Origin of the sequence: Terrimonas pollutisoli, from assembly GCF_029360765.1 — a bacterium.
Classification (GTDB): domain Bacteria; phylum Bacteroidota; class Bacteroidia; order Chitinophagales; family Chitinophagaceae; genus Terrimonas_B; species Terrimonas_B pollutisoli.
Window position 1 is genome coordinate 240398 of the sequence record NZ_JARKNA010000001.1, and the last position, 12604, is coordinate 253001.

Annotated in this window: 9 protein-coding genes; all 9 read left to right on the forward strand. The window is 40.2% G+C overall.

Features of this window, described 5'->3' with window-relative positions:
• The first annotated feature begins 876 nt into the window (after positions 1-876).
• The 9 genes from P2W73_RS01055 to P2W73_RS01095 all read left to right on the forward strand — a co-directional run bounded on the left by P2W73_RS01055 (position 877) and on the right by P2W73_RS01095 (position 12557).
• Positions 877-2982 (forward strand): histidine kinase, encoded by a 2106-nt coding sequence (locus tag P2W73_RS01055; RefSeq protein WP_276500115.1) that lies wholly within the window; start codon positions 877-879, stop codon positions 2980-2982.
• A 9-nt stretch (positions 2983-2991) separates the two neighbouring features.
• Entirely contained in the window at positions 2992-3732 is a 741-nt protein-coding gene (locus P2W73_RS01060; protein WP_276500116.1) for a LytR/AlgR family response regulator transcription factor, read from the forward strand.
• 211 nt (positions 3733-3943) lie between these two features.
• A complete protein-coding gene (locus tag P2W73_RS01065) occupies positions 3944-4519 on the forward strand; it encodes a cupin domain-containing protein (RefSeq protein ID WP_276500117.1) in 576 nt (191 codons plus the stop codon).
• Positions 4520-4624: 105 nt separating this feature from the next.
• A complete protein-coding gene (locus P2W73_RS01070) occupies positions 4625-5065 on the forward strand; it encodes a nuclear transport factor 2 family protein (RefSeq protein ID WP_276500118.1) in 441 nt (146 codons plus the stop codon).
• An 83-nt stretch (positions 5066-5148) separates the two neighbouring features.
• Entirely contained in the window at positions 5149-5952 is an 804-nt protein-coding gene (locus tag P2W73_RS01075; RefSeq protein WP_276500119.1) for a hypothetical protein, read from the forward strand.
• 546 nt (positions 5953-6498) lie between these two features.
• Positions 6499-8538, forward strand: a complete 2040-nt coding sequence (locus tag P2W73_RS01080; protein ID WP_276500120.1) for a histidine kinase — start codon at positions 6499-6501, stop codon at positions 8536-8538.
• A gap of 29 nt (positions 8539-8567) precedes the next feature.
• Positions 8568-9308, forward strand: coding sequence for a LytR/AlgR family response regulator transcription factor (locus tag P2W73_RS01085; protein WP_276500121.1), 741 nt, complete (start codon positions 8568-8570; stop codon positions 9306-9308).
• 144 nt (positions 9309-9452) lie between these two features.
• Entirely contained in the window at positions 9453-9977 is a 525-nt protein-coding gene (locus tag P2W73_RS01090; RefSeq protein WP_276500122.1) for an SgcJ/EcaC family oxidoreductase, read from the forward strand.
• 138 nt (positions 9978-10115) lie between these two features.
• The gene (locus P2W73_RS01095) at positions 10116-12557 is read left to right on the forward strand and encodes a TonB-dependent receptor domain-containing protein (protein ID WP_276500123.1); all 2442 of its coding nucleotides are present in this window, start codon (positions 10116-10118) and stop codon (positions 12555-12557) included.
• Positions 12558-12604: the final 47 nt, after the last annotated feature.

The window sequence follows — 12604 nt, forward strand, 5'->3', positions numbered from 1 at the left end:
GGGGCAATATTATATTGGTCATACTGCTGACCGGTAGGATAGATTGATTGTACAGGCCTAATAATTCCGGAAGCAAATCGACCAAAAAACAAATGATTGGAGAATCGTTTATACAGAGAGGTTTCAATGTAAAAGAGAAGCAGTAAAAAGGGAGTTTGAAATCAAAAGGAAGAAGCGTAGAAATTATATTGAATGGTTGATTAATTCAGCTGGCTAGAGCGTCCCGAAGGCGTTCGGGGAGGTCGTCGGTTCGACCCCGATATCCTCCACTGTAAAAAAAGGAAGCAAATCATGTGCTTCCTTTTTATGTTTCTCCGGATAATATACCGCTTCGACATTCAGATTACACGCTTTCTATCTTTTACAACCTGAGCGTCATTTTACATTGCAACAAAGTATGAAATCGCCATACTGATATTAGACCAACCTGCAAAAGATCAACCCGATGTTTCCATAGATGCTGTCGTCCGGTTGCTGCGTCCACTTATATTTTAGCAAGCATCGTAATCGTATTATCCTGTCTGCAATCACCACCACTAATGCCAACCAGCAAACTGTCGTTCAACTGTGGAAGAAAATAATAGCTCCTGTCCGGGTTTTGCTTTGCCTTAGATAAACACCTAAAGCCTCACTTGCTCAATAAACACTCCCACTTTCTCATTGTCACTTTCTATAGCTTATTAGTGTCACTAACTTACAATGAGAAGATTCGAGTTGCATAAATCATCAGTTACGATGGTTCAGTCAACTATTGACTATTTTAGAAAGGCTACGCCCAGCGGTGAATAATAAAACTATAGGGTGTATTCCTTCTGCAAGCCTGTTTTTGAGAAATGAAGTAAATTTAATAGGCGCTTCTCATTTAAAAATTTTCTTATGCGTTGCCGGCTTTTTATTTTTTGGGTTCTTATTGCCAATGCTATACAGGCACAAACTCATAAGATAGATAGCATACGAAAAAACCTTAGCATTGTTAATGGCAAGGAAGCAGTAAATAGTCTGAACGCATTAGGCTGGCAATTTTATTATTATTGGATTCATTCTGATTCGGCTCTTAAATATGCAAATCTCGCCCGGCAGAAAGCATTTGCAATTAACTATTATAGTGGAATGGCAGAAGCTTTGATGATTGAAGGCGGTGTGAAGGGGCGACTTTTAGGGCACCCTGATGTAATGGAACGGGATACGAGAAAAGCCATTGAGCTTTTAAAAAATGAAACTAACCCTAAAGTTTTTTCCATGGCCTATTATAACCTGGCCATTTCATTAGCCATAGTGGGTAAATATGATGCAGCCAATGAAGCAGCAGGTAAAGCATTAGCATTCGCAACGACAGCAAACGATCCATTATCGCTTGGTTGGGCCAAACAAGCTGCCGGTTTCAGTTATTCAAAAAGCGGGGAATATTGGAAATCCTTCGAGAATTTTATTGAAGCAGGTGAAATTGGAAAGCAGCAGAATGATACGATGCTGATCTCGTTTTCATTAGCCTTCATTGGAAGAGCATTTAACCGGGCCGGCGATCCATCCAAGGCATTACATTACCATCATCAGGCACTTCAATATAAATGCCCATTTGTCTTTATTTGGCCACATGCTGAAGATATGGCCTATGCTCACCTGGTATTGAAACAGTATGATTCCGTGACCTGGTATCAGCAGAAATACAGGGCTGATATTAATTTATATACAACGGACCCGGCTGTACGGAAAAAATTTGGCGCCTATGCTTATGGCTTTTCAACGGAGTTGCAGTTAGCAAGGAAACAGTACGACACTTTATTAATCCAGGTATTGCCAAGGCTTCCGCTATTACGAAAAAGCAATGACGTATTTCCTCTGATGGTTAATTTATTAGTGGTAGCAAAGGCTTACCTCGGCAAGTCAAATTATCAAACCGCCCTTGGTTATGCCAGCGAATTGAATCAAACAGCATACCACGCAGCCAACAAACAGTTTCTGAAAGATGGGTACGAGTTGCTTGCATCAGTTTATGATCATCTAAAAAAAACTGACAGTGCCTATCATTACTTCAAACAGTTCGCATTTATCAAAGATTCAATGGAAACTGCACTATATGCCGGCAGAACTGCTCTTTACCTGGCAGCTTCAGAAGCGGAAAATAAAATCAGGTTGCTAAAAAAAGACAAGGAGTTGGGCGATCAACAATTAAAACTAAACAAAAAAGAATTACAAAAACAGGCACAATTAAAGAACTTGCTTATTGCCGGCAGCATTGCCTTGCTATTGATCTCAGTGCTGATTGTAAGAAATAATATGCTAAGAAGAAAAAATGAACAGCTTCGAAATAAACATGAACAATCAGGCTTAAAACGAAAAGCAATGGAGCTTGAGATGCAGGCATTGCGGGCACAAATGAATCCGCATTTTATCTTTAACTGTTTAAGCGCTATTGATAACCTTATTCAAACCAGACAGTCAGACAAGGCAACGTCTTATCTTGCCCGTTTTGCAAAATTGATACGGTCAGTATTGGATAGCTCTAAAAATAACCTTGTGCCATTTCAAATGGATTTGGAAACAATACAACTATATCTTGAAATGGAAAAGTTTCGGTGTAATGATAAATTTCACTATGAGATAAATGTGGAGCCAGTTTTATTGCATGGCGATTTTAAAGTGCCTCCGCTTATCGTGCAGCCGTTTCTTGAAAATTCGATCCATCATGGTTTGTTGAATAAAAAAGAAAATGACCGGCAATTACAGTTGAAAATAAATCTCTGCGATGAATTTATTGTTTACTCAATCATTGATAATGGTATTGGCAGGGAAAAAGCAGCCGAATTTAAAGAAAGAAATAAACCCGAACATCAATCGTATGGCATTGCTATTACCCGGGAGCGAATTCACTTGCATAATCAGAATGGCATTGACGATGACCTTGTGATCACGGATATTGAAAAAGAAGGCGTTCTTTTAGGAACAAAAGCTGTTATAAGAATAAATTGCTCAAAATCTTAAAATCATATCATGCTGAAAGCTGTGTTAATTGATGATGACGAAAGCAATCTGAGCTCTTTAAGCGAAAAAATTTCCAATCATTGCAAACAGGTTCAGATCATTGGCTGCTGCGATAATCCGGAAGAAGGGATTCGCATTATTGATGAAGTAAAACCGGATCTTGTTTTTCTTGATATTGAAATGCCTCGGATGAACGGATTTCTAATGTTGCAGCAACTGACCTACAAAAATTTTGAACTCATCTTTGTTACAGCTTATGATCATTATGCCATAAAAGCTATTCGAAGCTGCGCACTGGACTACCTGGTGAAGCCGGTTGAAATAGAAGAATTAAAAAGGGCCGTTGCCAGGGCAGAAGAAAAGAAAAAACAACCTCCCTCATCCTCACAATTAGATCTCCTGATCGACCATTTGCAGAAGAGGCAGACAAAATTGCTGACAATACCAACAAATGATGGGCTTCAATTCATCGATATTGAAAAAATCATGTATCTTGAAGCCAGTGACAATTATTCAAACATCTACCTTTCTACTAATCAGAAGTTTTTGGTAAGTCGTACTTTAAAAGATTTTGAAGAATTGCTGCCTGCGGATCTTTTTATTCGCATTCATCACTCAACTATTGTAAATAAGTTTTATGTGGACAAATACATCCGTGGAGAAGGCGGACAGGTTGTAATGCGCAATGGAAGTGTTCTTGATGTCTCTAAACGAAAAAAATCAGATTTTTTACAGGCAATTGGATATTAAAAGAAATTGGCCAGGACAAACACTTCAGGCCTCACTTACTCAATAAACGCTCCCACTTTCTCATTGCCCCTTTCCACAACTTAGTTTCGACTATAATTTGCATTAAGAAAATCAAGGTATCACATATGCTGTTAAAGCAGGCTGCAAATTCGGGAGGATAATCAGGTTTATCGCTAAATTTTTAAACCCTTTCACAAATAAAATAACCATTATGCAACGCAAATTATTTTTAAAATTTGGCCTTGCCCTTGGCTCTTTTCTTGCAGCTCCTTTTACTATTTATGCAAGGGTTAGAAAAGGAACCCGTGATGACAAAGGCTTCAAAGTAGATGCCGGGAAAGACCGGTTTGATAAAAGCATTTCTCCTTTTGAAGGAGATGCTTTTTACACTAAAGTATCCACCAAAGATGCTGACGGAGATATGTATGTTTTTGAATCAACCCGCATAAAAGAAGGTGGACCGATACTTCATACTCATTATGACACGGATGAATTTTGGTATGTTTTGCAGGGAGAGTTTCTTATCAAAGTAGGCGATAAGCTATATAATGCTAAGGCTGGTGATCTTGTATTCGGCCCGCGAAAGGTGCCCCACACTTTTGCGAAGGTTGGACAGGGAGAGGCAAAAGTGATGATATGCCATCAACCTGCTGGTAAAATGGAAGAATATTTTAAGAAACTCAGCGAAGGTGTGGCTAAAAATATGACAGAAGCAGAAAGGGACAATATGAGAAAGGAACACGGCTTTGAAAGAGTGGGCCCACCACTGACGTATTTGAAACAGTAAACTCTTTGCCGTCCTGGATAACGTTGATACTAACCATGGCTTCCATCACGGTGCCGGCGTACAAAAACTAAAGTATTTGTGATATTCAAACAATAAACATTCAAAATGAAAAAAGCTATCATTACACTTTTTTTATTGTTCATTTTCTTTTTTGGCTATTCACAGAATAAAGAAATTGAAAAAGAAATCCGGCAACTGGAGCAAAAAAGAGTAACGGCTTTAATGACTAAAGACACAGCAGCTTTACTCAAAATCTGGGCTACGGACTATTTTGTAAATCGCCCTGCAGGCGTGGTTTCAACAAGAGACCATGTATTAAGTATGGTTTTGAATGACACGATAAGTTTTAAAAGCCTGGAGTTTGAAATTGAAAAAATTGTGGTTAAGAAAAACTTCGTAATCGTAATGGGAAGCGACACAGCAGACCCGGGCGAGAAAAGCCCTTATGCAGGAAAAATTTTGCATCGCCGCTTTACACATATTTGGTCAAATGAAAGCGGCAACTGGAGACTACTTGGCAGACATGCCAACATTTTGTGCCAATAGATAGATAGTAGAAGTTTTGGTTCAGGTGAAGAAAGTACCATACCTGGTCAGACAACCCTTTTTTACAAGCAAACTCATATACCATGCAACCTCAGGAAGCTTTCGAGAAAGAAAAAACCGGAACACCAAAGATTGTTTCCTTTCAACAGGAACGGTCTATTTCCCGGGGAGCTATTATCCGCATTATTATCGGCATCCTTCTTTTATTGGTATTGGCCCATATCGGGTTTTACAAAACCTATATCCGTCACTTTCCAGGTTTCGCTGATTATACTACACCTGCCGGCCGGAAGTTTCATTTTACCTGGATCATACATTTTCATGGCATGATGATGATAGGATGGCTGCTTATGTTATTGTTGCAACCCTTTCTTATTTTGAAAGGAAAAATAAAACTTCATCGATTGGCAGGTCGCCTGAGTTATGTAATAGCCCCATTGGTGCTGCTCTCCATGTATTTAGTTACCTATTCCAGCCTTCATCGTGAATTAGCACAGGGTATAGCAGTTGCAGCAAGTAGGATTGCACTGGACGTTCCCTTGATTATATTCTTTGCCATACTGTATTTGCTCGCCATTTTTTATACACATAAACCGGCCTTGCACAGCCGCTTTATGTGTAGCACTGCTTTTATATTGATTAGCCCGGCTTTATCCAGGACGTTGAGAGCCTACCTGGATGCCAGCCGTGAAGATAGTATTGACATGTCCAAAAACATTATTGTGATTGTTGCAGGGGTAATTGCCGTTGTGGATTCGTGGCGGACAAAACGTATCAGCCCCTTTGCCCTGGTGCTGGGCTTCATGGTGTTGAATAGAATCATCTGGAATATCAGAGACACCCCTTTTTGGTACTCAATAGCAAATGCGATAGCAAAAATGTTTTGAAAAAACATGAATTTAAAATTCATTCAAACTAACGACAATGGAAAAAGAAAAGGAAGAGTCAGCTGCTGCATCCAAAACCAGCCCGTTAAAATGACAAAAGAACTCAGCGGACTTCGATAGAGATTTAGCGTGGCACGCTAGAGGTCGTCGGTTCGACCGATATCCTCCACGGTAGAAAAAGGAAGCAAATCATGTGCTTCCTTTTCATGTTTTTCCGAATAGTATACCTATTCGGCATTCAAGTGATACGCTTTCTATCTTTTACAACTTGAGCGTCATTTTATATTGCAACAAAGTATGAAATCGCCATCATGACATTAGATTGTTAAAGGTTGCAGGAAAATGTGTGCTGAAAAATCTAGTTAGTTCGTCACTTAAAATATCCGATAAATTTTTCTGAGTGGACATGGACAATGGAAGAGCAAATGTTTTCCCTTCAGTTATCAGCATATTCAGAACCTGTACTAACTAAAAGCGGTCGTTTACAAGAAAATTATCAACAATTTTCCTCTATTTCTTAAATTAGAAGAAAGCATATCAACTGCAATGAGAAGCTTCCTGCTTTTTATATTTTTCTTAGCCACTCAACCGCTCCCGGCACAAACGGTCAGCCTTGAGCTCTATGGCCAACCCAAATTGAAACAGGGTATATCCATTGTACCCTATGCCCTGGTGTATGAAGATCCATCGGGAGACACCACGCAACCGCTGAACGAAGTGATGAAACAATCATTTATTCCAGCTGCATCTTCTCCGGTTACAAAATTTCACAATAACCGGCAAATGAAACGGACCAGCCAGGTGGTCTGGCTGCAATTCAAAATAACAAACACACACTTGGCCGATACTATTCATTTGTGGTATGATTGCGGGCCTCATGCCATAGCCTCTCTTTATGCGGAAGCAAATGGCGGGTTAATTTATCTTGAAAGTAGCGGGCTTTGCACCCCTGTAAAAGACCAATTGACAATATTCGGAATGCCTTTGGTGTTACCCCCTCATACGACTCACCATTATTTTGTTCGCATTGCGGATTATATTGTGTTGATGTCATCAGTTGCTGGCACTATTCATACTACAGAGACCTACCAGGCTGCTTGGCTGACTGACAATTCAAACAATAAGTGGGTGTTTTTTTTAATGCCGATGCTTATTGGTTGTTTATTGCTGATGAGTCTTTATACTTTCTTTCAGTATATTTTAAACAGGGACAAAGCATTTTTATTTTATGGGCTTTATGCTGCGCTTGCTTTTTGCTGGATGATGGAATTTGCCAATCCTCGTTTTCATTTGGGCTTCGTTCCTTCCTTTATGCCCTGGCTGGGTCATGCTGTGTCTTTTTCATTTACTTATATTCTCAGCATTTTGCATGTTCTTTTTTTATCCAAACTCCTTTCCATCCCTGCCCAGCAGCCCGGGATCTGGCGGGTGGCACGGCCCCTGCTATTCCTCCTGGCATTTTTGCAGGTAATGATGGTTATTCAACTTTTTACCGGCATTTTGATTAAAAGCAACGCCTGGTACTGGATTATAGACGGACTACCTGGGGTGTTAATGGGTTTACTAATGGTCATTGCAACCATCCGGAGTAAGAGCAAACTAAAGATCTATTTGCTTACCGGCGAAATCATTCTCTATTTTTATGTAATTGCCCTTTCGCCTTTGCTGGGCTATTTGACCAGGTTTGATTTATCACCGCAGCTCCTGGCTTTCGTGAACAATGTGCCATTCTTTATAGCGTTAGGTTTATTTTCAGAACTCTTTTGTTTTTTGCTGGCTTTAGCCAAACGAAACAAGTTGATAGAAACTGAGAAAAATCATTTGCAGCAGAATTATACCAATCAGCTTGAAACCGAATTGACAAAACGTACACATGAAATTGAACAACAAAGCCGGCAACTGGAAAAACAACATGCTGACCAGTTGCAATTGTCTTTTGAACAAAAGTTATCAGAAATAGAAATGTCGGCGCTCCGGGCACAAATGAATCCGCATTTTATTTTCAACTGCCTGAATTCAATCAAGCTTTATACTACCGATAATGAATCAGCCAAAGCTGCTGATTATCTTACCAAGTTCAGCCGTCTTATTCGTTTAGTGCTGGAAAATTCCCGTTCAGAAAAAGTTACACTGAAAAATGAATTGGAAGCGCTGTCCTTATATATGGAAATGGAAACCATGCGGTTTAAAAGTAAGCTGAACTTTACTATCGAAACAGATCCGGCTCTCGATACTGACCTGGTTGAAATGCCACCGCTGCTTCTGCAGCCTTATGTGGAAAATGCCATCTGGCATGGACTGATGCACAAAAGGGAAGGAGGCAGTGTGTATGTAAAAATCAAGCAACTGAAATCTGAACGGTTGCAAATTACCATCACAGACGATGGCATTGGCCGGGCCAGGGCGGCTGAGTTAAAAAGTAAATCAGCTATCGCCGGTAAATCATTTGGGATGAAAGTGACAGGAGAACGCATTGCTCTTATCAACCACCTCTATAAAACCAATGCTAAAGTACAGGTGAATGATTTGACGGATGCGGAAGGAAATGCAGCAGGTACGGAAGTGGTAATAGAGATATTGATTTAAAAATTATTAAAGTATTCAAGTTTATACTGATGTTAAAAGCAATCCTGATTGACGATGAACCGGACAGTATCCGCTTGCTGGCATTGCAGTTAAAAGCGCATTGTCCGAAAGTAGAAATTGCAGGGCAATACACGAACAGTATGGAAGGATTGCAGGCTATCCGAACATTGAAACCGGATGTGGTTTTTCTCGATGTAGAAATGCCTGAGATGAATGGATTTGAATTATTGGATCAGTTGGATGATATTTTCTTCAGCCTGATTTTCGTAACGGCGTATAATGAATTTGCTTTAAAAGCTTTTCGTTTCAGCGCTCTTGACTACCTGGTAAAACCATTGGATACATCCGAATTGCAGGAGGCTGTAAAAAAAGCCGAAAAGCACCAGCGGGTTGATCAGGGACAAATTGAATTGTTGCGATCACAATTGCAGCGGCAGCAACAACCTCAAAAAATAGCCGTGCCATTTCACACCGGTGTTGTGTTTGTAGAACTAAAAGACCTGGTTTATTGTGAAGCAGAAGGGAATTATACAAAACTTGTTTTAACTGGCGGAAAAACTTACCTGCTAAGTAAAACACTGCGTGAAGTACAGGAAGTATTGGAAGAAAGAAATTTTTTGCGTGTACATCGTCAATACATCATCAACCTTGATCACATCAAATCCTATCATAAAGGAGATGCCGCATATCTCGTTATGCAGGGAGATATAAATATTCCCGTAGCAAAAAATCAAAAAGAACGACTGGTGCAAAAATTCGGTTGGCTATAATCCATAGTTTCTCTGATCTTCCCCGCTCACTCAAAACGTTCCCTCAAGGAAAAACAAAGTGCCTTCACAGGATTGTTATGCAAATCACTCCGGTTAAACCGGAAGTTTGTTTAAAATTATTCACTCACCTAAAGCATTTTTAAAATGAAAAAGTTTATCTGTTTAGGGCCGATCCGGCTTTTTGCTGCAACTGTTTTCTTATTAATGGGTGGAATCCTCCATGCTCAAGATCGAAGCAAGGATGAAGCATCCATCAATAAGCAGGTGGATGCTATGATATATAGCTGGAATAATCATAATTATGATGATCTGAAAAACTATACTACAGAAAATACCGATTGGGTGAATGGCGTAGGTATGTGGTGGAAAGGGCAAAAAGAGTATCAATATGCACACCAGGCCTATCATAATACAATGTTTAAGGAATCGATAATGGAGAAAAAATCTGTGGTCATCCGCTTTGTAACAAAGGATGTTGCCATAGCACATCTTGTGTGCCATCTTAGCGGTACCATGATACATGAAGGAAAGAAGGACGATCCAGAAGATATCCTGGAAACCCTGGTTTATGTGAAAGTAAACGGGGAGTGGTTAGTGACTGCAGGAGTAGTAGTTCCTATTGTAAAAGAAGTACAACAGTATGACCCGGTGAAACAAATGCCGAAGTAATGATGAACCATCATTTAGCCAAACAGTTCGGAGTTGTGTTCATGGTGAATCTTGCAACCCGGATTTTATCGGGGGCTGTGCTATATTATCGCCCTCTATCATGCCACATTACTGTTTACACGTATTCAACCTTTTGTTATGAAAAATTATCCTTTTCTAAACATTCCCCTTTACATCTTCATGTTCATCAGCCTGTTTATAAGCTCCGGCTTGTACAGCCAGTTGCTTCAGGGAAAAGTAACAAGCTCAAACGGAGAGTCACTTTCCAACGCAAATGTTTTGCTGCTCAACAGCCGGGACTCTTCTCTGTTAAAAGGCGCAGTATCAGGTAAAGCCGGGAATTATAAGTTTCAAAATATCCGCCCGGGCACTTACCTCTTATCAGCGTCAATGTCGGGGTATCAAACTGCTTACTCCCGGGCCCCGGTAATTGTTGGCGAAAACGAAATTGCTGTCACCATTCCTGTATTGAATCTTTCAGAAAATGTAAAACAGCTTGGTGAAGTAAAGGTGATGGCCACTCGCCCCTTTATTGTACAGGAAATAGACCGCACCGTGGTGAATGTGGCCAATAGCATTGTGTCTGCCGGCAATACCGCCCTCGAAGTTTTGGAACGTTCACCAGGAATTATGGTTGACCGGCAAAATAATGTTATCTCCATGCTTGGGAAAGACGGAGTAAATGTAATGATCAATGGAAAATTAAATTACATGCCCGCTTCATCAGTGATACAAATGCTGGAAGGCATGAACGCAGCAAACATTGACAAAATAGAGCTTATTACAACACCGCCAGCGAATTTTGACGCACAGGGAAATGCCGGTTACATCAATATCGTTTTAAAACAGAATGACAATTTTGGCACTAACGGATCCGTATCCGGCACCATTGGCTATGGCAAAGGATGGATGGGCCAGGCAAGCCTGAACATGAATCACCGTAAGGGAAAAACAAATGTTTTCGGGAATATTTCTTTATCAAGAACAAAAAAACCTACTCCATTTAATGGATACAGCCGGGTATCCAATAACGGGAACATTACTGAAAATTATTTCAACACAGACAGAGTTGATACCACCTGGAATTATAATGCCCGGCTGGGGTTGGATTACCAGGCAAGCAGTCGCACCTTATTGGGGCTTTTAATTACAAGTGGCGGCAGGTTGTTCCGGCAGGGAGAGCGCCGAAACAACCCGACTTATTTAAACAGTCAGCCTGATACACTGCGAACCAGTTCCAACAGTGAGATTAATAACTTGTTGAATTATGGTGCAAATCTTAACCTGCAACATACATTTAAGGATGGCCAGGATTTAAAGGTGAATGCAGATTATATTCACTACATTAATGACCAGCCTGTCAACTATTATACCCAATTTTATGACAAGGCCGGGGCTTTTATTTATGATTCCACCGCAAGGAGCAAAAAAAAGACTCCCATAGATTTTTGGGTAGCGGGTGCAGATTATTCCAGGAAACTTTCCAAAAAGATAAGCATGGATGCCGGCATTAAGGGAACCATCGCTTCTTTTAACAATGACATCAGTTATGAAAGACTGGTACAAAATAACTGGGAGAGAGATCCTTTCTACTCTGCGGTATATACACTCAAAGAAAATTATTCCGCTGCCTACATTTCATTTAATATGACTGCAAGCGAAAAAATAAGTATCAAAACAGGCCTTCGTTATGAGTACACCAATTCGAATCTCGGTACGCGGGATACAAAAAATATTGTTGACCGGCATTATGGAAACCTGTTCCCCAGTTTTTTTCTTTCGCATAAGGTAAATGATAATAATACCTTCACAGTTTCCTACAACGCCAGAATTGACAGGCCTAAAATCAATCAACTGGCCCCCTTTACTTATTTCACCAGTTCAAATTCTGTGTTGACCGGCAATCCTGCTTTGCAGCCTGCCATTTCCAATAAGGTGAGTTTGGGTTATTCCTTAAGAAAATATTTCTTTTCGGTAGCGTTTGCCAAGGAAGACCATGCCATAGCAGAATTCCAGCCAACGGTTGATTCGGTAACCAACAAGACAATCGTCACCGCTGAAAATCTTAAGAATAAAAAGCTGGTGTCTGCTGTGGTTTCTATTCCAGTATCTGTTTCAAAATGGTGGAGCATGTTTTATAATATAACCGGCCTGTGGGAACAGGTGAATGCCATTTATAAAAACGAGCCGGTACACCTGGAAAATAAAAACATTAATATTTATATGAGCCAGCGGTTTAACCTGCCGAAAGATTTTTCAATTGAGCTGTCAGGGTTTTATCTGTCACGGTCTTTGCGTGGTATCGCAATGAACAGGGCAATGGGTAAGCTTGATTTTGGGCTGAGAAAAAAAATGTCCGAAAAAGATGCCATCAATTTTTCGGTGGATGATGTATTTAATATTTTTGAATTCAGAAGTTATGCAGACATCCCGGAGCATAACCTTGTAGGCCACATTCGTTTCAAATTCGCACAAAGGACTTTCAAGATTACCTACTCACGAAATTTTGGTAACATAAAGCTGAAACAGAACAGAAACATTACGACGGGTGCAGAAGAAGAGAAAAAGCGGGTTGAATAGTAATAGCAATCTTTCTATGCCGCAGTTCGTGCTCGCCCGTCCTGTGG

What these genes read in the sequence shown, in the direction of transcription:
- P2W73_RS01055 (WP_276500115.1), top strand. Translation starts at nt 877, where the DNA reads ATGCGTTGCCGGCTTTTTATTTTTTGGGTTCTTATTGCCAATGCTATA.
- P2W73_RS01060 (WP_276500116.1), top strand. Translation starts at nt 2,992, where the DNA reads ATGCTGAAAGCTGTGTTAATTGATGATGACGAAAGCAATCTGAGCTCT.
- P2W73_RS01065 (WP_276500117.1), top strand. Translation starts at nt 3,944, where the DNA reads ATGCAACGCAAATTATTTTTAAAATTTGGCCTTGCCCTTGGCTCTTTT.
- P2W73_RS01070 (WP_276500118.1), top strand. Translation starts at nt 4,625, where the DNA reads ATGAAAAAAGCTATCATTACACTTTTTTTATTGTTCATTTTCTTTTTT.
- P2W73_RS01075 (WP_276500119.1), top strand. Translation starts at nt 5,149, where the DNA reads ATGCAACCTCAGGAAGCTTTCGAGAAAGAAAAAACCGGAACACCAAAG.
- P2W73_RS01080 (WP_276500120.1), top strand. Translation starts at nt 6,499, where the DNA reads ATGAGAAGCTTCCTGCTTTTTATATTTTTCTTAGCCACTCAACCGCTC.
- P2W73_RS01085 (WP_276500121.1), top strand. Translation starts at nt 8,568, where the DNA reads ATGTTAAAAGCAATCCTGATTGACGATGAACCGGACAGTATCCGCTTG.
- P2W73_RS01090 (WP_276500122.1), top strand. Translation starts at nt 9,453, where the DNA reads ATGAAAAAGTTTATCTGTTTAGGGCCGATCCGGCTTTTTGCTGCAACT.
- P2W73_RS01095 (WP_276500123.1), top strand. Translation starts at nt 10,116, where the DNA reads ATGAAAAATTATCCTTTTCTAAACATTCCCCTTTACATCTTCATGTTC.